This window comes from Rhodococcus sp. 5A-K4, assembly GCF_046097995.1.
Classification (GTDB): Bacteria; Actinomycetota; Actinomycetes; order Mycobacteriales; family Mycobacteriaceae; genus Rhodococcus_F; species Rhodococcus_F erythropolis.
This window is the reverse complement of record NZ_JBJURM010000051.1, coordinates 1-24,333: the sequence shown is the minus strand read 5'-3', so window position 1 is coordinate 24,333 and position 24,333 is coordinate 1. Positions and strand designations below refer to the sequence as shown.

At 61.9% G+C, this 24,333-nt stretch carries 12 protein-coding genes; 3 read left to right on the top strand and 9 right to left on the bottom strand.

Annotated elements, in window-relative coordinates:
- From ACKAMS_RS32830 to ACKAMS_RS32795, 8 genes are all read right to left on the bottom strand, one after another.
- Window positions 1-13,014 (bottom strand): amino acid adenylation domain-containing protein (locus tag ACKAMS_RS32830; RefSeq protein WP_408990063.1); only part of this gene is annotated, 13,014 nt, incomplete at its 3' end.
- Window positions 13,015-13,518: 504 nt separating this feature from the next.
- Window positions 13,519-14,124, bottom strand: coding sequence for a 3-oxoacid CoA-transferase subunit B (locus tag ACKAMS_RS32825; protein ID WP_197941213.1), 606 nt, complete (start codon window positions 14,122-14,124; stop codon window positions 13,519-13,521).
- A 41-nt stretch (window positions 14,125-14,165) separates the two neighbouring features.
- Window positions 14,166-14,921 carry a CoA transferase subunit A gene (locus tag ACKAMS_RS32820; protein WP_007730192.1) on the bottom strand — a complete coding sequence of 252 codons (756 nt, stop codon included), beginning with the start codon at window positions 14,919-14,921 and terminating at the stop codon, window positions 14,166-14,168.
- Between the two features lie 3 nt (window positions 14,922-14,924).
- Window positions 14,925-15,752 (bottom strand): CoA ester lyase, encoded by an 828-nt coding sequence (locus ACKAMS_RS32815; RefSeq protein WP_020906880.1) that lies wholly within the window; start codon window positions 15,750-15,752, stop codon window positions 14,925-14,927.
- Window positions 15,749-16,237, bottom strand: coding sequence for a MaoC family dehydratase (locus tag ACKAMS_RS32810; protein WP_020969025.1), 489 nt, complete (start codon window positions 16,235-16,237; stop codon window positions 15,749-15,751). The genes ACKAMS_RS32815 and ACKAMS_RS32810 overlap by 4 nt, the downstream gene beginning before the upstream one ends.
- Window positions 16,234-17,397 (bottom strand): acyl-CoA dehydrogenase family protein, encoded by a 1,164-nt coding sequence (locus tag ACKAMS_RS32805; RefSeq protein ID WP_007730190.1) that lies wholly within the window; start codon window positions 17,395-17,397, stop codon window positions 16,234-16,236. Before ACKAMS_RS32805 ends, ACKAMS_RS32810 begins: the two co-directional genes overlap by 4 nt.
- Window positions 17,397-19,436: an acetyl-CoA carboxylase biotin carboxylase subunit gene (locus tag ACKAMS_RS32800; protein ID WP_408990062.1), complete on the bottom strand. Its 2,040-nt coding sequence runs from the start codon at window positions 19,434-19,436 to the stop codon at window positions 17,397-17,399. Before ACKAMS_RS32800 ends, ACKAMS_RS32805 begins: the two co-directional genes overlap by 1 nt.
- A 5-nt stretch (window positions 19,437-19,441) precedes the next feature.
- Window positions 19,442-21,031: a carboxyl transferase domain-containing protein gene (locus ACKAMS_RS32795; RefSeq protein WP_021334316.1), complete on the bottom strand. Its 1,590-nt coding sequence runs from the start codon at window positions 21,029-21,031 to the stop codon at window positions 19,442-19,444.
- Between the two features lie 98 nt (window positions 21,032-21,129).
- Here ACKAMS_RS32795 and ACKAMS_RS32790 point away from each other — a divergent pair, with 98 nt between their 5' ends.
- Both ACKAMS_RS32790 and ACKAMS_RS32785 read left to right on the top strand, forming a co-directional pair.
- The gene (locus tag ACKAMS_RS32790) at window positions 21,130-21,729 is read left to right on the top strand and encodes a TetR/AcrR family transcriptional regulator (RefSeq protein WP_003941968.1); all 600 of its coding nucleotides are present in this window, start codon (window positions 21,130-21,132) and stop codon (window positions 21,727-21,729) included.
- Between the two features lie 48 nt (window positions 21,730-21,777).
- Window positions 21,778-22,524 carry a GTP pyrophosphokinase family protein gene (locus ACKAMS_RS32785; RefSeq protein ID WP_020906876.1) on the top strand — a complete coding sequence of 249 codons (747 nt, stop codon included), beginning with the start codon at window positions 21,778-21,780 and terminating at the stop codon, window positions 22,522-22,524.
- A gap of 157 nt (window positions 22,525-22,681) precedes the next feature.
- Here the strand turns inward: ACKAMS_RS32785 and ACKAMS_RS32780 are convergent, their stop codons facing one another.
- Window positions 22,682-22,942 carry a GlsB/YeaQ/YmgE family stress response membrane protein gene (locus ACKAMS_RS32780; RefSeq protein ID WP_021334317.1) on the bottom strand — a complete coding sequence of 87 codons (261 nt, stop codon included), beginning with the start codon at window positions 22,940-22,942 and terminating at the stop codon, window positions 22,682-22,684.
- 188 nt (window positions 22,943-23,130) lie between these two features.
- Here ACKAMS_RS32780 and ACKAMS_RS32775 point away from each other — a divergent pair.
- On the top strand, window positions 23,131-24,333 hold a 1,203-nt coding region (locus ACKAMS_RS32775; protein WP_408990061.1), incomplete at its 3' end, for a cation:dicarboxylate symporter family transporter.

Sequence of the window (24,333 nt, the reverse complement as noted above, 5' to 3'; positions counted from 1 at the left end):
CGCCGACACCACCCCAGCAATCACACCCCCCACACGATCAACCTCGACCGACTCGACGTCGAGGTGAATGCGTGCTTCCTCCGGCGTCAGCACGAGCTGATACCCCGTGCCGTCGACCTCGGGATAAATGGTCCGAAGGATCTCGTGACGATCGACGACGTCACCGACTGCCGATTCGAGCGCGTCTAGATCGAGGTCTCCGTGCAACCTGACGGGCATCGGAATGTTGTTCGCTGCCGAATCGGTGTCGAAACGGTTCAGGAACCACATCCGCTGCTGCGCCAGAGACAACGGAACACGATCCGGTCGCGCCTGCGCGACCAACGGCACGTGCGTTGCGTCGCCTATGTGTGACGAGAGCGAAGCGGCAAGGCTCTCCACCGTCGACGCTTCGAAGATGGTGCGAACGGCCAGCGTCGTATTCAAGGTCGACCCGAGACGAGCAGACACGCGTGTTGCCACCAACGAGTTTCCACCGAGCTCGAAGAAATCGTCGTCCAAGCCCACCTGTGGCACTCCGAGTACATCGGAGAACACCTGCGCCACGGTCTGTTCGACGCTCGACTCCGGAGCGCGGAACGCTCGAACCTCGAAGATCGGAGATGGCAACGCCTTCCGGTCGACCTTGCCACTCGCATTGAGCGGCACCGCGTCGATCACCATCACGCTTGCCGGAACCATGTACTCCGGCAACCGTTCCCCGGCAGCTCGCCTGACTGCGGCGGTTTCCACGACGAATCCCGGTGCCGGGACAACGTACCCGACCAGTCGATCGCCGAGGAGGTCGTCGTGATGCAGGACCACGATTGCCACCGAAACCGCATCGAGGGCCGAAAGCACCGACTCGATCTCGCCTAGTTCGATTCGCTGTCCCCGGAGCTTGACCTGAAAGTCGGTTCGACCGACGTACTCGAGTTCACCGTGCTTGTTCCACCGAGCCAGGTCACCGGTGCGGTACATGCGGGCGCCACTGTGTCCGTTCGGATTCGCCACGAAACGCTCCGCAGTGGTGGCGAACCGGCCACCGTAGCCGCGCCCGACTCCTACTCCCCCGACGTACAACTCGCCTGCCACGCCCACCGAGACCGGATGGAGTCGTTCGTCCAATACGAACAGATCGATTCCCGGGACGGGTCTGCCGATCGGCACGCCGGCGCTGTCCTCACGTGACGCAATCTGGAACGACACCACGTCTGACGCCTCGGTCGGACCGTAGCTGTTGACGACGGACACTCCTGAATCCATCAGGGCCGCAATGCGATCCATCCTGATTGGTTCTCCACCGAGGAATACGACATCGAGGCCCGTCAGGACACTACCCGAATCGTGCTCCACCAATGCCTCGAATGCACTCGGCGACATGTTTGCCACCCGGACGTCGGCCGGTTGCGCTGCTGCCAGCACCTCGGCCGGTTCGAACCCTTCCGGTGCCAGATGAACTGCCGCACCTGAACTCAGTGCTGCCCACACGTTCTTCTGCGTCAAGTCGAATCCGGGTGCGGAAGCTATGAGCATTCCGGCACCGAGCGGCACCTGTCCGCGGTACCAACGGACGGTGTTCTCGATACCGGCCATCGGCACCATCGTGGGTTTCGGCCGGCCGGTCGAACCAGACGTGGAGATCACATAGCCCAGGTGCGCCAGGGATGTGGGCGCACTCCACGGGTCCTCCAACGACGGGACAGACTCCTCCGGTGTGTGTTCGATCCGATCCACTCGAATCGACGGAACCGGCAGTGTCCGCTCGTTTACGACGATCGCTGTTCGTGCTGCCGTGTCCTCCAGGATCATCTCGATGCGGTCGTCGGGATAGGCAGGATCAACCGGCGCGTACGCGGCACCGGCCTTCCAGACCGCCACCATCGCGACAATCCAATCGATCGAGCGCGGGAGGACTATCGCCACGACATCGTCCGGCCGTACACCGGATTCGATGATTTTGTGGGCGAGGACCGAGCTTTTGGCGTCGAGTTCGGCATAGGTCACCGTGGTCTCGCGCGACAGCACGGCAGACGCGTCCGGACGAGTCGCCACCACCGCAGCGAACTCGGAGATCAACGATGCCGAACGGGCCGGCGCCGGCGCGCCGCTCGTCCAATCGACGATGTGTTCTTTCTCCGTGGCCGAGAGCAGCTCGAGATCGCCGACAACGACCCCGGAATCCTGAACAACCTGATCCACGACCTGTCGGAAGCGCGCTGCGAACGAAGCGATCGTGCTCTCGTCGAACAAGTCGGTTGCATAGTTCCACGTCAACGACAGACCGCCGGCCGTATGGTCCGCAGGTTCCGTGACAGTCAGCTGCAGATCGAACTTGGCCGACTCCAGATCTATTTCTACCGGAGCCACCGATACACCCGGAAGAACCAACTCGTTACTTCCGATGTTCTGGAACGCCAACATCACCTGGAAAAGCGGCGAACGAGCTTGGGAACGAGCCGGGTTGAGAATTTCCACCAATCGTTCGAACGGCACATCGGCGTGACCGAAGGCGCCGAGATCGGTCTCGCGGATTTCGGCCAGCAATTCAGCGAAAGTGGCACCGGAATCGACCTTCGAACGCAGGACGAGAGTATTCACGAACATTCCGACCAGATCGTCGAGCACCTGCGATCCTCGACCTGCGACCGGAGTTCCCACAGCAAGATCGCCGGTACCCGACAGTCGTGAGAGAACAACAGCCAGAGTCGCGTGCACGACCATGAACAGAGACGAATTATTCTCCGTTGCAATATGATTCAATTGTCCGTGCACATCAGCCGGAATTGTGGACAGGTAATCTGCACCTCGGTTGGAGGCAACCGCAGGACGTGGACGGTCGAGTGGAAGCTCGAGCAACTCCGGCAGATCCGCCAAGTTTGACCGCCAGTACTCGACCTGTTGCGACATCAGCGACGCAGCGTCGTCCTCCGAGCCGAGAACCGCGCGCTGCCAGAGGGCGTAATCGGCATACTGAATGTCCAGCGGAGCCCAGTCCGCGGCAGTGCCCCGTGATCGCGCCACATACGCAGTCATCACGTCTCTGACCAGCGGCCCCATCGAGAAGCCGTCCGCCGCGATGTGATGCATGGCTACAGCCAAAATCCACTCGGACTCACTCACCCGGAGAAGTCGGGCTCTGAAGGGAATCTCTGATACCAGATCGAACCCTCGGGAGAAGAAATCCGTGAGCACCTGCGAAACCTCCGCAGATGACGATTCGACGACGGTCCACTCGAGCGTTTCGTCTTCGCCCGAGGTGATCCGCTGAAATCCCACACCGTCGAGCGACGGATAGACCGTCCGGAGAACTTCGTGTCGATCGACCACGTCGAAGATCGCGAGCCTCAAGGCATCCACATCGAGCGAGCCGCTCATCCGAAGCGCCAGCGGAATGTTGTCGACAGTCGATTCGGGTTCGAATCGATTGAGGAACCACATTCGTTGCTGCGCAAGTGAAAGCGGAATTCGATCAGGTCGATCCTGCCGAACGAGTGCATGCCGCGCACCGTCCCCGACCGTCGATTCCAATCGTTCCGCGAGTGCACCGACCGTGGACGCTTCGAACATGATTCTCACGGGGACCGACGTATCGAGGGCTTCGCCCAGTCTCGCCGCAACCCGAGTGGCGATCAATGAGTTTCCACCCAGTTCGAAGAAATCGTCATCGAGGCCGACACGTGGTACTCCCAGCACATCCGCGAATACCTGCGCGACAGCCTGCTCGACAGGATCGATCGGCGCACGGAACGCACGAGTACGGAGTTCCGGGATCGGCAGGCGACCGAAGTCGGTCTTGCCGGCGGTGGTGAGCGGAATCGCGTCGAGTACGACGACAATATCGGGAAGCATGTACTTGGCGAGGAATTCCGACGCCGAATCGATCACGCGGTCAGGGTCGACGACGCTGCCACTCGCGGCCACGACGTACGCCACCAGACGGGTACCGTGCACATCGTCCGCGACCACCCGCACGACCACCTGCGAGACCGTGGAGTCACGCAGAAGGACCGCCTCGATCTCACCGAGTTCGATTCGGTATCCACGTACCTTGACCTGTGAGTCCCCACGGCCCACGTACTCGATACCGCGATCATCCGTCCAGCGGACGACGTCACCCGTCCGGTACATCCTCTCACCTGGAGTGCCGTAGGGATTTGCTACGAATCTTGTTGCGGTGAGACCGAACTGATCGAGATACCCACGTGCGATTTGGATTCCCGAGACGTAGAGCTCTCCCACGACTCCGACAGGGACAGGTTGCAGACGCTGGTCGAACACGTACGCGGCCAGGCCGTCGACCGGACCGCCGATAGTGACGCTGTCCTCGGATGTCAGGGCCGTGCTGATGTTCGTCGCCACCGTGGCTTCGGTGGGACCGTAAGCATTGAAGAATTCGCGTCGGCGGCCGTCGGGGAGTTCGAGCGCCCATGCCGCGATCAACGACGGTGAGCATGCCTCGCCACCGACAACCACGACGCGAAGTTCGTCGAGCCCGATCGGATCGACGGACGCCAACGCAGCGGGTGTCACAAAAGCGTGTGTGACGTTCTCGGCGCGAAGGATGCTCGCCAACTCGGCGCCGCCGTACACGGAAGGCGAAACGACGACCATCCGAGATCCGGCCCCGAACGCCATCAGCAATTCGAGTACCGAAGCATCAAAACTGGGGGATGCGAAATGCAGGGTCACGGCGTCAGCAGTAAGACCGAAGCGTTCGATCTGAACTGCCGCAAAATTGGCGACACCGGCGTTCTGGATCGTCACGCCCTTGGGCAAGCCGGTAGTTCCGGAGGTGTAGATGACGTAAGCGGGGTGACGGTGATCGAGCGGACGAATCCGTTCGGAATTAGACACGGGGGCACCCGAAACACGCGCGCAGCGCGCGGAAACGGTCGGATCGTCGATGGCGACCCAGGAAAGCTCCGCCGGGAGCGAGCCGATGCTGGCAGCGGTCGACAACCCGAGAACGGCACCGGAATCGCGAACCATGTGCACGATGCGCTCCGACGGGTACGCCGGATCCACGGGAACAAAAGCGGCACCCGACTTCGCGATTCCCCACCAGGCGACAACCGACTCGACAGAACGTGCGATGGCAACAACGACCCGGTCTTCCGGACCGACTCCGTCTTCGATCAGAATTCGCGCAATGCGAGAGGAACGATCGTCGAGTTCTCCGTACGTGAGCGATCGGCCATCGAATCGCACGGCGATCGCGTCCGCGTCGACCGAAGCCGCGCGCGAGAGGATTTCGGCCAAGGTGCCGGAAACCTCCGCACCGCCACGCACGCTCGTGAGCGAGCGACGCTCGTCGGAGGACAGTATCTCGACGTCGCCGATCGTGCGTTTCGGGTCGGCAACCACCTGGTGCAGGATTCGCACGAATCGTTCGGCAAACGCTTCGATCGACTGCGCGTCGAACAAGTCGGTGGCGTACGTGAACTCGGCCAGCATTCCGTTACTGTGACCGTCGCCGATCTCCGACAGAGCCAACTCCAGATCGAACTTTGCTGTTGCCGTGTCGATCTCAGTGGTCTCTACCTCGAGTCCAGGCAGCTCGAAGCTGGTATGCGCCAGGTTCTGGAACGAGAGAACAACCTGAAAGATCGGATGTCGAGATTGGGTTCGATCCGGGTTGAGAGCGTCGACGAGAGTCTCGAACGGCACATCCGCGTGGGCGAATGCATCGAGCGACATCTGAGACGAGCGATCGAGGAGATCCGCGAACGAAATTTCCGGATCCACGGCGGTCCGGAGCACCAGTGTGTTCACGAACATTCCGACCATGTCGTCGAGTACACGTTCACCGCGCCCTGCCACCGGCGTGCCCAAGACGACGTCGCGGGAGCCGCTCAGCCGCGAGCAGAGAATCGCCAGGGCTGAATGCATGACCATGAACAGCGTTGCATTGTGCTCACGTGCAAGGGCATCGAGCGCTCGACGTACGTCGCCGGGAATCTCGAAGCGAGTGCGAGCGCCGCGGAAGGACTGCGCAGGCGGGCGGGGGTGATCGAGGGGTAGTTCCAGTTGATCCGGCGCTCCGGTCAACGTCTGCTTCCAGAATTCGATCTGATCGGACATCAGAGAACCAGCGTCATCCGCCGAACCAAGCAGGTCTCGTTGCCACAACGCGTAATCGGCGTACTGCGCCTCGAGCGGCTCCCAGCCGGGTGCGTCACCCGAACTGCGTGACACATAGGCAGTCATCACGTCACGCGCGAGCGGCCCCAGGGACCATCCGTCGGCCGAAATATGGTGGACCGAGATCGCGAGCACGTGCTCGTTGTCGGCGATCTGGAGCAGCTCCATGCGGATCGGGAACTCACGTGTCAGATCGAATCCACGCGAGCCGACCGCCGAGACTGCAGTGTTGACATCAGCTCGGTCGATCCCAATCGGGACCAATGCGATCTGGACTTCTTCGGACGTGCAGACGACTTGATTTGGTGCGCCGTTGATCTCCGGATATATGGTGCGCAACACCTCATGTCGATCAACCACGTCGACGGCTGCTGCGGCGAGGGCCGCAGTGTCGAGCGCGCCGACCAACCGCAACCCGAAGGTGATGTTGTACGCGGCCGAATCCGGATCGAAACGATTCAGGAACCACATGCGCTGCTGAGCCAATGACAGCGGAACACTTTCAGGACGCTTCCCCGCCGCCAGCGGTGTGCGTGATCCACCGTCCACATGTGATTCGACGCGCGAGGCGAGTGCTTCGACTGTCGACGCTTCGAAAAGAACACGAACCGCAACAGTCGCGTTGAGCGCGTCGCCCAACCTAGCCGCAACCTGCGTCGCGATCAGCGAGTTTCCGCCGAGTTCGAAGAAGTCGTCGTCGAGGCCGACCTGATCGAGTCCGAGGACGTCGGAGAACACCCGGGAGACGATCTGCTCGACGACGGTCGTCGGCGCCCGAAACTCACGCTCCTCGAATACCGGATCCGGCAACGCATTTCGATCAAGTTTGCCGTTCACCGTCAACGGCAACGAATCGATGACGACCACTGCATCGGGGACCATGTAACCGGTGAGGAATTCTGCCGCCGATGCGAGGACGTTTTCGGCCGACAGAACTGCTCCACTGACAGGCACCACGTAGGCGACCAGTCTGGCGCCGAATCGTTCGTCCGACCGGACGACAGCCACGGCCTGCGCGACGCCCTCGGCGCGCGCGAGCACAGTTTCCACTTCGCCCAGTTCGATGCGGAAACCGCGAATCTTGACCTGCGAGTCGCTTCGACCGACATACTCGATATCGAGATCCCTGGTCCAACGCACGACGTCTCCGGTGCGATACATACGCCCTGCGGTGCTGCTGAACGGGTCCGCGACGAAACGGCCGGCCGTGAGACCCGGGTTCGCGTGATAACCCCTCGATACCTGAGCACCCGAAAGATAGAGCTCACCCGTCACACCCACCGGAACGGGCTCGAGACTCGCATCGAGTACCAACGCCGACATTCCACGCACCGGGCCACCGATGGTAACTCGATCGCGAATCGTCAACGGGGCACTGATGTTCGACATAATGGTCGTCTCGGTGGGGCCGTATCCATTGTGGAACGCGCGTCCTTCGGCCCACCGAGACACCAACTCCGCGGGAACCGCTTCCCCGCCCGCTATGACCACTCGGAAATCTTTCAGCCCGGTCGGGTCGACCGAGGCCAACGCAGACGGGGTGACGAAGGCGTGCGTGACCCTCTCGTCGCGGATCAGATTTGCGAGTTCGACGCCGCCGTAGATATCGGGCGGCACTACAACCATGGTCGATCCGGCACCGAAGGCCAACAACAACTCCAGGACCGACGCGTCGAAGCTCGGCGATGCGAAGTGAAGAGCTCTGGTGTCGGAGTCGAGTCCGTACCGCTCGATCTGGACCTCGCAGAAGTTCGCAACTCCCGAGTTGGGAACGACGACCCCCTTCGGAAGACCTGTGGTTCCCGAGGTGTAAATCACGTACGCGGCGTTCAGCGGACGCAATTCGCGAATGCGATCGCATTCCAGGATCGGTGTATCCGTGAGCTCGTCCAAACGCTCACGCACACCGGCACTGTCGATCGCCCACCAGGCGACCACGGCCGGCAGATCGTCGGCAACCGATTCAACTGTCAGACCAACGGTTGCGTTCACGTCGGTCACCATGTGGACGATGCGCTCGGAGGGATAGGCAGGATCCACCGGGACAAAGGCAGCACCGGTCTTGGCGACCGCCCACCACCCGACCACCGATTCGACCGAACGCGCGATAGCGATCGCCACTCGATCTTCCGTCCCGATCCCCTCGGCGATCATCAGACGTGCAAGTTGCGACGATCGCGCGTCCAGCTCACGGTATGTCACCGAATCACCGCGGAACCGCAATGCAACAGCGTCAGGCGCCTGGGCCGCCGCGCTTTCCAGAATCGAGGCCAGTGTCCCCGAGGCCGGGGCGGCACCCCGAATTGCCGTCAGAGTCCGGCGTTCGACGGCGTCGAGGATCTCCACGTCTCCAATGCGGACAGCCGGGTCGGCGACAACCTGATCCAGGATTCGCAGGAAGCGTTCCGCGAACCGTTCGACGGTCGATGCGTCGAAAAGGTCTGTCGCATATTCGAACACGGCGTGGGTATCGCCATGCACATCCGGGGAGACGAATGTTTCCGACAGCGTCAACTGCAGATCGAATTTGGCGATGGGAATGTCGAGTTCAGTTGCGACAGCGCTGATCCCGGCAAAATCCAGCTCTCGCGGACCGGACACCTCGGTACTCAGCACAACTTGAATGATGGGGTGGCGCGTCTGGGAACGGGCCGGATTGAGCACCTCGACCAAGCGCTCGAACGGAACACCCGAATGCGCAAAAGCACTCAGATCCACGTCGCGTACCCGTGTCAGGAAGGCCGCGAACGACTCGGCGGCGTTGACCTCGGTACGCAAGACCAAGGTATTGACGAACATCCCGATAACAGTGTCGAGCGATTTGTGACCGCGCCCCGCGATCGGTGAACCGATGGCGATGTCCGACGAGCCGCTGAGTCTGCTCATCAGAATCGTGAATGCCGCCTGCGTGACCATGTACGGGGACGCGTTGACTGAGCGGCCGAGATCGACGAGTTTGCGGTAGGTATCCGCTTCCACGACGAACCGGTGCTTGGCACCTCGATAGCTCGCAACAGCAGGCCGCGGCCGGTCCGTCGGCAACTCCAACTGTTCAGGCGTGCCTGTCAGCGTTTCCTTCCAGAACTGAATCTGGCGCGACACTTCCGAGTTCGAATCGTCTTCGGAGCCGAGGACCTCGCGTTGCCACAGCGCGTAGTCGGCGTACTGCACCTCCATCGGAGGCAACACCGGTGTCGTCCCGTCTACCCGGGCTGTGTAGGCAACCATGATGTCGCGGGCGAGAGGACCGAACGAAAGTCCATCTGCCGCAATGTGATGCAACACCATCACGAGGACGTGATCTTCGGTTCCGACAGATACGAGTGCGACCCGGAAGGGGACCTCGCGAGTCACGTCGAATCCGCGACGAGCAAATTCGTACAGGTATCCCGTCAATCCTGATTCGGTGACCTGAACCGGGGCAAGTTCGAGGTCGCGGAGAACCTGCTCAGCCGGCAAGACGATTTGCTGTGCGTCTCCGCTGATTTCCGGGTAGATCGTGCGCAATGACTCGTGACGGCTGATCAGGTCCGCAAAGGTGTGTTCCAGTGCTGCAACGCTGACCGATCCGGACAGACGAACGGAAAACGGAAGGTTGTACGTGCCCGAATCGGAATCGAATCGATTGAGAAACCACATGCGTCGCTGTGCAAGTGACAGCGGGAGAACATCCGGGCGTTCTCCGGCCACGAGTGCCGGCGCCGCGCGGGTCTTTCCCACCGATGCCTCCGCGCGTGCTGCGAGGGCGGTCACCGTCGACGATTCGAAGAGATCCCGCACCCCCATCTGCACATCCAGAAGCGTTCCCACTCGCGTGACGAGTTTGGTTGCCACCAAGGAATTTCCGCCGAGATCGAAGAAGTCGTCGTCGATACCGACTTCTTCCACCTCGAGGACCTCCGCGAACACCGCGGCAACAATGCGTTCGGTTTCCGTTCGCGGCGCCCGATACTCCTTCGCGCTCGCGAAGACCGGATCGGGCAACGCTGCTCGGTCCAGTTTGCCGCTCGTATTGAGAGGCAGAGCGTCGAGAATCATGAGCGAGGCGGGAACCATGTACGACGGAAGGGACAGGCCCGCGAATTCCATGAGGTCGGACTGAACGACAGCGGTCCCCGGGACGGCCACCAGGTATCCGACCAACTGATCTCCCGTCGGCGTGCCGACAACGAGTACAACTGCCTGCGTGACGCCGGGGTGAGCCAGCAGAACCGTCTCGATCTCACCCAATTCGATCCGTTGCCCGCGGAACTTCACCTGAAAGTCGGTGCGCCCGATGTAGTCGAGATTGCCGTCCTCACGCCAACGGACCAAATCGCCAGTGCGATACATTCTTTCGCCGGGTTCACCGAAAGGTGCGGCCACAAATCTGTCGGAGGTGATGTCCGGACGACCGACGTATCCCCGCGCCAACTGAATTCCCGAAAGATACAACTCTCCGGGCTGCCCGATCGGAGTCGGATGCAGATGTGCGTCGAGGACGTGAGCCTGGGTGTTCCACTCGGGGATACCGATCGGAACCGAAACAGTGTCCTGGCTACCACTTTCGTAGTAGGTGACCGACACTGCCGCCTCTGTCGGTCCATACAGGTTGTGCAGCCCTGCGCTGGACAGATCGCGAAACGCCGAAGCGGTTTCAGGCGGGAGCGCTTCGCCGATCACAAAGACGTGCCTGAGGGAGTCACACGAACCCGCAGGTGCATTCGAAGTGAACAAAGTGAGCATTGACGGAACGAAATCCGTTATGGTCACGCCATGTTCGACGATCTTGTCGGCCACGTACATCGGATCACGGTGACCGTCAGGGGTCGCTATCACCATCGAGGCGCCGACATGCAACGGCATGAAGAACCCCCATAGCGACACGTCGAAGGTCGTTGCAGTCTTCTGCAGATAAACGTCGTTCGCACCGAGTTCGTACTCGGTATTCATCCACTGCAACTGGTTGTTGATGGCAGCGTGGGTGACCGCGACACCCTTAGGTCGCCCGGTCGATCCTGACGTGTATATCACGTAGGCGGTGTTGTCCGCCCGTACCGGCGCCAGACGCTCATGATCTCTGACGGGCCTGTCGCCCAGCAGACTCAGATCTACGACATCGATCTCGAGGAAAGTCGTGCCGACCGGGAAGTCGACCGCGTCACGTGCCGTCGTCAGCACACAGACCGGGCGGGCGGATTCGAGAATGTAGGCGGTTCGATCTGCCGGATGATCAGGGTCGACCGGAACCCAGGCGCCACCGGCTTTGACGATGGCGTACATTCCGATGATCAGGTCGAACGAGCGTCGAATCGAAAGCCCGACAAGAGATTCGGGACCAACACCCATCGTGATGAGTTTCCTGGCAAGCCGGTTTACGCGCGCATCGAACTCCGCGTACGTCAATGTCGCACCCTCATACACCAACGCCGTGGCGTCGGGTGTCTCGGAAACCTGACGATCGAATTCCTGGATCAACGTTCGTGCCGGCACTAGGGACTGCGTCTCGTTCCAGCCGGCGATCTGTCGCCGTTCGTCTTCAGTGGCGACCGGGATGTCCCACACCCGCTGGTACGACGGCGCGGATACGAACTTTTCGAAGAAATCGATGAACCGTAGGTGATTCTGCTGCGCCTGATGCGGAGTGTAGAGGTTGGGATTCGACTCGAAGTCGATGTGCGTACGCGAGTCTCCGACGCTTCGGTAGATGTTGACACCGAGATCTTCGATGAGTCCGGTCGACAAGATATGCAGTTCACCGACCATCGGGCCGAACTGCAGTTCCGACGAGAACAGCATGATGTTGACCCAAGGCCCGAAGAAAGCGCCCTGGCCCGGAACGAATTCGCCGTCCCGAATCATGTCCTCGTGGCGATACAACTGATGACGGAGTGCGCCGGATACCTCTGTAGCAACCGAGCTGAGCAATCCTTTGACCGTTGTCGACGGCGATATGTCGAATCGCAGCGGAACGACGTTGGAGACCATTCCGCCCGATCGCCGAAGTACGGCGGTCGTACGGCCCGAAACAGGCAGACTCAGTGCAACACGCTCGCTACCGGTCATCTGTGCGAGGTATGCGCCGAAGGCCGCGATCACCGCGCTCGCGACCGTGACCTCTTCACGTTCGAGAAAATCGGTGAGCCGCTGCCCGACCTGGTGGCTGAGAGCAGCTGACTCGATTCGACTGCGAGGGGCCGGCGGAGCCGATCGACCGGCCAGGCTGGTCGTTTCGCCGAGCCCGGCAATGCGCTCGGCCCAATACTCTCGGTCGGCCTCGAAACGGCTCGAATTCCGATACTTGATCTCCGCGTCGTAGACCTTGCGGAGGTCGGATGCTTGGCTGGGTACCGGCTCTGTATTCGCGACAAGTGCTGAATACAGTTCCGCAACTCTGTTGACGAAGGTCGATGCACCGAGCCCGTCGAGAATCGTGTGGTGGACACGTGTGTACCAAAAGAATCGGTCGTCGCCGAGTTGGACGACGGTCGCCGCGATCAACCGATCGGTCAGCATGTCGATGGGTCGACTGCGATCGGTGCGCATCCAACGCATCGCGGCCTCGAGCGGATCCGGCTCGCCCCGGACGTCGACGAAGCCGAGCGGAGCCTCGAGGTTCGGATCCACCTGCTGGAACGGTTGAGCGTTCACCTCGAAGATGCGAACGAATGCCGATCCGATCTCGAGTCCGGCAGTCGCAGTTGCTTCGCGGAGCACCTCCAATTGAAGCGGTCCACGGAGTTCGACGTACTGTGCAATGTTGACTGGCACACTCGGATCAAGGTGCTGAGCGAACCACATGCCGAGCTGCGCAGCCGAGAGTGGGAATGCGCCTGATCGCTGAACGTCTTCCGGCGAGCTGCCGACCTCCGGCTTGCCGCTCCCCAGTTCTCCGTTACCCAGCGAATTCACGCCCACAGCCTCTCTTCCACACCATTGCGCACCCGCGTGAATCGAACGTCCGGTTCACGCGACTACCGATCTCGCCAACCTGCCGCGAGCCAGAACCACCCATTGTCTCTGATGTGTCAAAGGCACGACAAAGCCACACCGACATATCGAGTTCCTCGCTACGGATTGTTACAGCCGCCCCCGTCACGACGCTCCGGATTCGCCCCCATGTCCGGGAACTCCCGACGTCCTGACTTCATCCCCCTTCGATCCGTTCTCGTCGACAATGTTCGAGAGTGCAGCACCGTCGAACCGTGCCAGAAAGTCGCCGATTCTCGATTGCGCCGACTTGAACAATCTACCCGCTCCATTCGGACTCCCATCCCCACAGGTCGAGACAAGAAGGTCGAAACAATTGCCGGAATTGTCCACTTCACCACAGGGTAGCTCTGACCTCCGACATCCAGACGCGAAAACGCGCCGATCATTGATCGGCGCGTTTCGAGTCCGAGGACTTCGCGGCTCTCAAGACACGGTTACACCCGTCACACTCTGCAGGTGTTCGCGACTGACACCCGGAGCCAACTCCACAAGCTCCAGCCCCTCCGCGGTGACGTCCAGCACTGCCAGGTCGGTGATGATCCGGTGGACGACGCCCTGCCCGGTAAGCGGCAGGGTGCACGCCTCGACGATCTTGGGGTTTCCGTCGCGATCGGTGTGCTCCATCACGACGATGACGCGGCGGGCACCGTGGACCAGGTCCATCGCCCCGCCCATGCCCTTGACCATCTTGCCGGGGACCATCCAGTTGGCGAGGTCACCCGTCTTCGACACCTGCATCCCGCCGAGCACCGCGGTGTCGATGTGGCCGCCGCGGATCATCCCGAACGAGAGGGCCGAGTCGAAGAACGCGGCACCAGGATTGACAGTGACGGTTTCTTTACCTGCATTGATGAGGTCGGCATCGACCTGATCATCGGCCGGATACGGTCCGGTACCGAGGATGCCGTTCTCGCTGTGCAGGACCACCTTGACACCCTCGGGCAAGTAACTGGGGATCAGCGTCGGCAGGCCGATACCGAGGTTGACGTACTCACCCGGCCGCATCTCGGCAGCAGCGCGAGCGGCCATCTCGTGGCGGGTCCAACCGATACGAGTTTCCTCTGCGCTGCTCACTTGGTACCTCCTGAGACGGTCCGCTTCTCGATCCGCTTCTCCTGTGGGCCTGTGTGCACGACCCGCGCGACGAACACACCAGGTAGGTGCACGTGTGCGGGGTCGATGTCGCCCGGCTCGACGAGGTTCTCCACCTGCGCGATGGTGATCCGGCCGGCCATGGCAGCAAGCGGGTTGAAGTTCATCGCCGTCTTGTTGAAGACGAGATTTCCTTCGGTGTCGCCGTAGTCCGCGTGCACGAGCGCGAAGTCAGCGGTGATCGCCTCTTCCAATACATACGTGCGGCCACCGAACACTGCCGTCGCCTTCGGTGGCGACGCCACGGCGATCGAACCGTCCGGGTTGTATCGCCACGGCAAGCCGCCCTCGGCGATCGGTGTGCCGACGCCGGCCGGAGTGTAGAACGCCGGGATGCCGGTACCGCCTGCTCGCAGCCGCTCGGCCAGCGTCCCCTGCGGCGTCAACTCCACTTCGAGCTCACCGGCGAGATACTGGCGGGCGAACTCCTTGTTCTCCCCCACGTACGACGCCGTCACCCTGGCGATCCGGTGCGCGCCGAGCAGAATGCCGAGACCGTAGTCGTCGACACCGCAGTTGTTGGAGAACACCTCGAGATCGGTGGCGTCGCCGTCGGCGATCGCCGCGATCAGTGCGTCGGGAATACCGCACAGCCCGAAGCCGCCCACTGCGAGCCTGGATCCGCTCGCGATGTCGGCAACTGCCTCAGCTGCCGTATTCACGACTTTGCTCATCCGTTAGTTCTCCTTCTGCTGAAAGATTCCGGCTCGGTGAAGAAGCTTCTCGGCGTGACGAAGAACGGGAGCGTCGACCATCTTGCCCTCGAACGCGAACACACCACGTTCAGTAGACACCGCGGCAAGCACTCGTGTGGCCCAGTCGATCTCTTTTTCCGAAGGTGCGAAGGCACCACGGATGACCTCGACCTGACTCGGGTGGATCGCAACCTTCACGTCGAAGCCGACTGCGACAGCATCAGCGGACTCGACGCCCAGGCCGACGAGGTCCTTGATGTCGAGATACACGGAATCGACAGCCAACCGGCCGTAGCTCTTCGCAGCCAGGAGAGACGTCGATCGGACGTGCTTGGCAACGTCGCGGTACGAACCGTTCGGGTGCCTGCTCGAATTACCGCCGAGACCGGCCACAAGATCCTCGGCTCCCCACATGACACCGATGGCGTTCGCAGCAAGCGCGATGTCGGCCACGGCGAGGGCTCCTCGCGGGGACTCGACGAGTGCAACCACATCCGCCGGTGCGAGCGAGAGGACGTCCTCAGCCGATTCGCACTTGGACAGCATGAGACGCGAATAGTGTGTGCCGTCCAGCGCGATCAGATCGAGTTCGTGATCAGGCGTACCGACCGGATTGACGCGCACAATCGTCCGGTCCGGATCGAGAGGAGTGTCGATCAGGGCTGCACGTGCGGCTTCTTTGTCGGCCGGAGCCACCCCGTCTTCGAGATCGAGGATCACGACGTCGGCAACGGCGGCCGCCTTCGCGTAGCGCTCGGGACGATCCGCCGGGCAGAACAACCAGGCCGGCCCCGGTGGCGTCCACGTCATGAGGACACCTCGGCCGGGCGGAGCTGCACCAACGTCTTGCGCGTGGCAAGTGCGACGACATCGCCGTGCTGATTGCGCCCGGTGTGCACGAGCGTCACGATGCCTTCGCCCGGACGGCTCTTCGACTCACGCTTGTCCGCGATGAGCGTCTCGGCGTACAGGGTGTCCCCGTGAAAGAGCGGCTTCGGGAAGCTGATCTCGGAGAAACCGAGGTTCGCGACGATGGTGCCCTGCGTCAACTGCGCGACCGAGAGGCCGACGATGGTCGACAGGGTGAACATCGAATTGACCAGCCGCACACCGAATTGAGTGCCTTCGCTGTACGCAGCATCAAGATGCAGCGCCTGCGTGTTCATCGTCAGAGTCGTGAACAGTACGTTGTCAGCCTCGGTCACCGTTCGGCCTGGGCGATGCTCGTAGATCGCGCCGACCTCGAACTCCTCGAACCAGAGTCCGCGCTGAGTGATCTTCTTGGGGTTCGTCACAACCCTGCCTCACGGGCGATGAGCATCAACTGCACCTCGGTGGTTCCCTCACCGATTTCGAGGATCTTGCTGTCACGGTAGTGGCGCGCGACGGCGTACTCGTTCATGAAGCCGTATCCGCCGTGGATCTGGGTGGCGTCGCGGGCGTTGTCCATGGCAGCTTCGGAGGAGATGAGCTTGGCGATGGACGCCTGCTTCTTGAACGGCTTGCCCGACAACATGAGTGCGGCCGCGTCGTAGTACGCGGTGCGGGCCACGTGGGCGCGAGCCTCCATGCGCGCGATCTTGAACGCGATCGCCTGGTTGTGTCCGATGGGCCGACCGAACGCCTCGCGCTCCTTCGCGTACTTGATCGACTCGTCGACGCAGCCCTGGGCGGCACCGACGCTCAGCGCCGAAATAGCGATTCGGCCTTCATCGAGGATGCGCAGGAAGTTCGCGTAGCCGCGGCCACGCTCACCGAGCAGATTCTCTTCGGGGACACGAACATCGGCGAACGTGAGCGGATGGGTGTCCGATGCGTTCCAACCGACTTTGTTGTACGCCGGTTCGGCCGTGAAGCCGGGCGTCGTGGTCGGCACGAGGATCGTCGAGATCTCCTTCTTGCCGCCGTCCTTGACACCCGTGACCGCGGTGACCGTCACGAGCTTGGTGATGTCGGTGCCCGAGTTGGTGATGAACTGCTTGTTGCCGTTGATGATCCACTCACCGCTGTCGAACTTCGCGGTGGTCTTGGTGCCGCCGGCGTCGCTACCCGCACCGGGTTCGGTCAGGCCGAAGGCAGCCAACGACTTGCCGCTGGTGAGCTGCGGAAGCCACTCCTGCTTCTGTGCCTCGTTACCGAAACGGTAGATCGGCATGGCACCAAGGGACACACCAGCTTCGAGAGTGATCGCGACGCTCTGGTCGACCTTGCCCAGCTCTTCGAGCGCCAGGCAGAGTGCGAAGTAGTCGCCGCCCATTCCGCCGTACTCCTCGGGAAACGGCAGGCCGAACAGTCCCATGTCGGCCATCCCGGCCACTACCTCGTACGGGAAGGTGTGGTTGGCGTCGTGCTCGGCAGCAACCGGTGCCACTACGGTCTTCGCGAAATCCGCAACCGTCTTGGCGAGCTGCTGGTATTCGTCCGGAAGCGCTCCGGTGGCAAGGTAATCGGACATCAGGCGTCTTCCTTCTGCGTCGTGTTCTCGGTCTTTACTTCTGCAGTCTCTTCGTCCGCGACAGGTACCACGCGGGCCAGAACCTGATCCACCATCACCTGATCGCCCTGACGGACAAGCACTTCCACGATCCCGTCGATCGGGGACGTCAAGGAGTGCTCCATCTTCATGGCCTCGACCACGACGAGTGGTTGTCCCGCGCTCACTGCCGCGCCGTTCTCGACGTTGACTGCGATGACGGCACCGGGCATGGGGCTGGCGATTTCGGCGTCACCGGCATGCTTGTCCTCACCGCGAACGCTGACTTCGGCAACCTCGCGCACGTGCCAGGTTCCGCCGCCTGCCAGCCACAGACCACCATCGGTCTGGGCGACGACAAACGTGCGTCGACGTCCGTCGATCACCACCGCCAGTTCGGATCCCGTCAGGGTCGCGCTGAATGCGCGCGGCTGTGAACCTTCGACCTCGACCTTTGCATCCGCGGGAACGCCGACGATCGCAACGTGCGACGTTCGGGTGCCGGCGGCGAGCCTGATGCTGGTCGGAGCGGGAGTTCCGACGCGCCATCCACTCGGGACGTCCCAGGGATCAACGGATTCCGAAGTTGTCCATCGCAAGAGCCAGCGATACGCCGCGGCAGCAATGAGAACCTCGTCGGAGGCGTCGGCCGCGACGAAGTCTTCGACGCGACGATCGAGCAGACCGGTGTCGAGGTTGCCCGCGATCACATCCGGATCAGCGAGGAGGAATCGTGCGAACTCGATGTTGGTCACGACTCCGAGCACTGCGGTGTCACCGAGTGCGCGATCGAGCTTGCGCAGTGCGCCTGCGCGGTCGGGAGCATGGGCGATGACTTTGCTGAGCATCGGGTCGTAGTCACTGCCGACGACGGTGCCCGCGAGCAGTCCGGAATCGACGCGCACGCCGGAACCTGACGGCTCGACCAGATCGACGACGCGGCCGCCGGTCGGCAGGAACCCACGGCCCGGATCCTCCGCGTACACACGAGCTTCGATAGCGTGCCCGGTCAGTGTGATGTCGCTCTGGGAGAAGGCCAACTTCTCCCCTGCTGCCACACGAACCTGCCATTCGACCAGATCCAGTCCGGTCACCATTTCGGTGACGGGGTGCTCGACCTGCAGGCGGGTGTTCATCTCCATGAAGAAGAACTCGTCCGGCTTGTCGGCGGAGACGATGAACTCGACAGTGCCGGCGCCGGTGTAATCGACGCTTCGAGCGGTGTTGCAGGCTGCCGCGCCGATCCGGTCGCGGGTCACCTGATCGAGCAGCGGTGACGGAGCCTCTTCGATGACCTTCTGGTGACGCCGCTGCAGGCTGCATTCGCGCTCACCGAGGTGAACGACGTTGCCGTGCTGGTCGGCGAGAATCTGGACCTCGATGTGCCGGGGCCGCAGGACGAATCGCTCGAGGAACAGGGTGTCGTCGCCGAACGACGACGCGGCCTCACGGCGGGCACTGCGAAGAGCCTCGGCCAGATTGGCCGGATCCTCGACCAGACGCATTCCCTTGCCACCGCCGCCTGCCGAAGGCTTGACCAACACCGGGTAGCCGATGTCCTCGGCCGCTGCGATCAGTTCTTCGTCGGTCAGATTCGGGCGAGCGATACCCGGGACCACCGGCACGTCGAACGCGGCAACCGCGTTCTTCGCGGTGATCTTGTCGCCCATCACCTCGATGGCCCGCTCGGAGGGGCCGAGGAAGGCGATTCCGGCGGCCGCGCAGGCAGCCGAGAACGCCGAGTTCTCCGACAGGAAGCCGTAACCGGGGTGAATGCCCTGAGCACCGGTGGACTTGGCAGCGTCGATGACCTTGTCGATGACGAGGTAGCTTTCACGCGCCGCGGCCGGTCCGATGTTGACGGCAGTGTCGGCCTCGCGGACATGGCGAGCATTCGCGTCGGCGTCGCTGTAGACGGCGACGCTGCGAATTCCCAACTCACGCAACGTGCGGATCACGCGAACCGCGATCTCACCGCGGTTGGCCACGAGAACAGTATCGATAGTGCGCAACTCAGTCATTTCGCTCACATCCGGAAGACGCCGTAGGAGACCGGCTCGATCGGTGCGTTTGCGCACACCGAAAGGGCCAGGCCGAGAACAGTTCTGGTATCTGCGGGATCGATGACACCGTCATCCCACAGCCGCGCAGTGGAGTAGTACGGATTGCCCTGAGCCTCGTACTGCTCACGGATCGGCGCCTTGAAGGACTCTTCGTCCTCGGCCGACCACGGATTGCCCGCGCTGTCGAGCTGCTCGCTACGAACCGTCGAGAGCACCGAAGCTGCCTGCTCGCCGCCCATGACCGAGATGCGCGCGTTCGGCCACATCCACAGGAAGCGAGGCGAATACGCGCGTCCACACATGGAATAGTTGCCGGCGCCGTACGAGCCGCCGATGACAACTGTCAGCTTGGGGACGCGTGCACACGCAACTGCCGTGACCATCTTGGCGCCGTGCTTGGCGATGCCGCCGGCCTCGTAGTCGCGTCCCACCATGAAGCCCGCGATGTTCTGCAGGAACAGCAGCGGCACACTGCGCTTGTCGCACAGTTCGATGAAATGTGCTCCCTTCATGGCGGATTCGCCGAAGAGAACGCCGTTGTTGGCGATGATGCCGACCGGGTGGCCCTCGATGTGGGCGAAACCGGTGACGAGCGTCTTGCCGTATTCAGCCTTGAACTCCTGGAACGCGCCACCGTCGACGAGCTTGGTGATCACCTCGTGCACGTCGTACGGAGTACGGGGATCGGTCGGGACGACGTCGTACAGCTCGCTCTGATCGGCGACGGGCGGAACCGTGGAGATGACGTCCCACGGGCGCTCGGAGCGGGGGCCGAGCGTGGCAATGATGTTGCGCACGATACGAAGTGCGTCGCGGTCATCCTCGGCCAGGTGGTCGGTGACGCCGGAAACCTTGGAGTGCAGGTCGCCGCCGCCGAGCTCTTCTGCCGTCACGATCTCACCGGTGGCTGCCTTCACCAGCGGCGGGCCGCCGAGGAAGATGGTGCCCTGGTTGCGGACGATCACTGCTTCGTCGCTCATCGCGGGCACGTAAGCGCCGCCCGCGGTGCACGAACCGAGAACTGCGGCGATCTGGGGAATCCCCTTGGCGCTCATGGTCGCCTGGTTGTAGAAGATCCGGCCGAAGTGCTCACGGTCCGGGAAGACCTCGTCCTGGCGCGGCAGGAAGGCGCCGCCGGAGTCGACGAGGTAGATGCATGGAAGGTTGTTCTGCAGCGCAACTTCCTGCGCGCGCAGGTGCTTCTTCACCGTCATCGGGTAGTACGTGCCGCCCTTGACCGTCGCGTCGTTGGCAACGATGACGCACTCCCGGCCCGACACACGGCCGATACCGGTGATGACGCCGGCGCCGGGGCACTCGTCGTCGTACAGGCCGTTGGCCGCCAGCGGCGACAACTCGAGGAACGGGCTGCCCTGGTCGAGCAGCGAGTCGACGCGATCTCGCGGCAGCAGTTTCCCTCTGCTCACGTGGCGCTCGCGAGAGCGCTCGTTGCCACCCAGCGCTGCTTGCGCCAGTTTCTTCTTCAGTTCGTCCACCAGAACGGTGTGATCGGACCGGTAGCCCGATCCTTGCGTGATTCCACTGGGAGTCATCCCGCCGCCTTCGCCATGAGTTAATGCTCGATAACTGAAACTAGATTAACTATGATTAACTGAGTTGTCCAGAACACAAGCGAAGAAAGATCGAGAGAATGACCTCTGAGCAGGTAGCAGCTCCGACGCGACGCGATCAGATGAAGGCCGACCGTCGTCGTCAGCTCTTGGATGCCGCCGCACGGTTGATCGCCGAACGCGGATTCGTGAGTGTGCGACTCGAAGACCTCGGGGCGGCCGTCGGTATCAGCGGCCCGGCCGTGTACCGGCATTTCCCCAACAAGGATGCCGTCCTCGTGGAACTTCTCGTCGGCATCAGCACGCGCCTACACGAAGGCGGTTCTGCGGCAGCGGAGGCAGCGGACTCACCGAGCGCCGCTCTCGACGCACTGGTGGAGTTCCACCTCGACTTCGCGCTCGGCGAGCCGGACCTGATCCGCATCCAGGACCGCGACCTCGAAAGCCTGCCGGCCGACGCGCGTCGACAGGTGCGCCAAACGCAGCGCAAGTACGTCGAGGTGTGGGTCGGAGTCCTCGAGCAACTCGATCCCCAGCTCGACCAGGCGGATGCCCGCATCAAAGCGCACGCCACTTTCGGTCTGATCAACTCGACCCCTCACAGCGCCAACCCAGCTTCGCCGGCACGCGCACGTCGCGTCCTGCGGGATATGACGCTCGCCGCACTGCGCACCCACTGAAACCGGACACGGCACAATCGGTGGCAGACTGGTTACACCAGCTAACAGATGAGGGTGCCGAACGTGGAAGACAGCAGTGGGGTCAGCAGAGCCGATTTCGCCGATCTGCGGACCGAGTTCTCCCGCTTCATGATGTTGTACCAATTCGGAATCTCCGAACTGATGACCAAGGTGAACATTCTCAAGGACGAGTTCACTCACATCAATCAGTACAGCCCCATCGAACACGTGACGTCACGGGTCAAGTCGCCGGACAGCATCCTGCGTAAGGCTCAACGACTGAACATCCCGCTCACGATCGACGACATCTCGAAGAACATCTTCGATATTGCCGGCGTACGCATCACGTGCAGCTTCATTTCCGACACGTACCGGATCGCCGAGATGCTCACCAGTCAGACGGACCTTCGGGTGATCGAGCGAGAGGACTACATCGCCGATCCGAAACCCAACGGCTACAAGAGCTTGCACCTGATCGTCGAGGTCCCGGTTTTCATGAGTGACCGCGTCCGGCACGTACCGATCGAACTTCAGATCCGCACCATCGCGATGGATTTCTGGGCGAGCCTAGAGCACAAGATCTATTACAAGTACAACCGCGAGGTTCCTGTCGAGCTCCTCGACGAACTCACCGAGGCTGCTGCCGCGGCACATCGCCTGGACGTCAAGATGGAACGCCTCAACGACGAGTTCGCGAAAATCAAAGCGCTACCGCATCCCGATGACGAAATCCTCGAGCAGGATCTGCCGGCGCAGTTCCTCGAGGCGCTGCATCTTCAGCGACGAGCGCTCTGAATTTACGGCGACCCTCCCCTGAGCGAACGCGCCTTTCGGCGCATCTGAGGCGACGAGAGTGCCGTTCGCTCACAACTGGGGTCGGACAACTAGGGCAAACCAAAAGTGCGCCCTCCCGAACTTCGGGAGGGCGCACTTCGCGAATCGCGTTGGCTTGCTATTTCTTGCCAGTGACGGCGCTGTAGCCGATCGAGAGCACGGCCGCCGCGGCGATGCTGATGATCCAGCGGATCCAGTCGATTCCACCCGTGTCGCCCTTGTCCGAGATCGCTCCCCAGACCCAGTACCCGATAAGCGCTCCGGCGACACCGAGGACGACGGTGATGATCATGCCGTACTGCTGCTTACCTGGCAGTACGAGACGAGCCAGGATTCCGATGACTGCGCCGAAAATGATGGTTCCGATAATTTGCCCCATGACAGCCCCTCTCACACGTCGTGCATGCACGCGGACGGAAGATCACCGCTCAGGGAAACAATAACCACAGTCACACACAACTGTCGCTTGTTGACCGAATTGTTGTCCGAGATGCAACCTCGACGCGTTACATCCACGACATTCGCGAGTTATTTTTTCGCAATCAAGCAGACCTACCGTTCCCATCCATGCCAACTTCCGTAAAACTGCCGAACAGCGAGCTCGCGCGACTCGCCAACAAGCCGCCCTGGTACCGATCACTGTTCGTGCAATTGATCGCCGCTATCGTCATCGGTGTTCTCATCGGCTGGTTGTGGCCGGAATTCGGCGCGAATCTCAAACCCCTCGCCGACGGCTTCATCAAGCTGATCAAAATGCTGATCGCGCCAATCATCTTCTGCACCGTCGTGATCGGGATCGCCCACGTCGGGGATCTGAAAGCGGTGGGGCGTATCGGCGTCAAAGCACTCATCTACTTCGAGGTCGTGACCACCTTTGCCCTGTTGTTCGGGCTGCTCATCGGAAATCTGATGAAGCCGGGTGCGGGATTCAACATCGATCCGGAGACGCTGGCGAACGGTGCGGACGCCGTGGCCGCCAAGACTGGAAGCGGCGAGCTTCCCCACACCGTCGAATTCCTGCTCAATATCATTCCGGTGTCGATAGTTTCGGCCTTCGCCGAGAACGCACTCCTCCAAGTCCTCTTCTTCGCCGTACTGTTCGGGCTCGCCTTGGCCAAGGCAGGCGAGAGTGGACCACCGATCGTGTTCGAACTAGTCGATCGTCTGAGTCATCTGTTCTTCACGATCATCGGCTGGATCATGAGACTGGCGCCGTTGGGCGCTTTGGGCGCGATGGCGTACATCGTCGGCCAGTACGGGATCGCTTCGCTCGGAAGTTACGGAAAGCTGATCGCCGCATGCTATCTCGCGGCCGTCCTGTTCATCCTCATCCTGGCGGCGATAGTCAGGTACTTCGCGGGCGTGAATCTGTGGAAGTTCGTCAAGTACATCAAGGACGAACTCTTCCTCGCGTTGGGAACGGCGTCGACCGAAGTAGTTCTGCCCCGAATCATGGTCAAGCTCACCAACGCCGGATGCTCGCGCACTACAACAGGATTGGTGGTGCCTACCGGCTACTCGTTCAATCTCGACGGCGCCACGCTGTACCTGTCGATCTGCATGCTGTTTCTGGCTCAGGCACTCGGCGTGGACCTGACACTCGGTGAACAGATCACTGCCGTCCTGGTACTGATGCTCACGTCCAAGGGAATGGCCGGCGTGCCGGGATCGTCATTCCTGGCACTGTCCGCCACCGTGGCCGCAATCGGTCACGGTGGTAGGACCCCGTTTGGTGAGCCACTCGCTATCAGAGAATCAATGCGTGTGAAT

Excerpts from the sequence above, each read along its gene's own strand:
- ACKAMS_RS32790 (WP_003941968.1), top strand. The coding sequence starts at position 21,130 with ATGACCTCTGAGCAGGTAGCAGCTCCGACGCGACGCGATCAGATGAAG.
- ACKAMS_RS32805 (WP_007730190.1), bottom strand. The coding sequence starts at position 17,397 with ATGTCCGATTACCTTGCCACCGGAGCGCTTCCGGACGAATACCAGCAG.
- ACKAMS_RS32780 (WP_021334317.1), bottom strand. The coding sequence starts at position 22,942 with ATGGGGCAAATTATCGGAACCATCATTTTCGGCGCAGTCATCGGAATC.
- ACKAMS_RS32825 (WP_197941213.1), bottom strand. The coding sequence starts at position 14,124 with ATGGCCGCTCGCGCTGCTGCCGAGATGCGGCCGGGTGAGTACGTCAAC.
- ACKAMS_RS32800 (WP_408990062.1), bottom strand. The coding sequence starts at position 19,436 with ATGACTGAGTTGCGCACTATCGATACTGTTCTCGTGGCCAACCGCGGT.
- ACKAMS_RS32785 (WP_020906876.1), top strand. The coding sequence starts at position 21,778 with ATGAGGGTGCCGAACGTGGAAGACAGCAGTGGGGTCAGCAGAGCCGAT.
- ACKAMS_RS32795 (WP_021334316.1), bottom strand. The coding sequence starts at position 21,031 with ATGACTCCCAGTGGAATCACGCAAGGATCGGGCTACCGGTCCGATCAC.
- ACKAMS_RS32815 (WP_020906880.1), bottom strand. The coding sequence starts at position 15,752 with ATGACGTGGACGCCACCGGGGCCGGCCTGGTTGTTCTGCCCGGCGGAT.
- ACKAMS_RS32820 (WP_007730192.1), bottom strand. The coding sequence starts at position 14,921 with ATGAGCAAAGTCGTGAATACGGCAGCTGAGGCAGTTGCCGACATCGCG.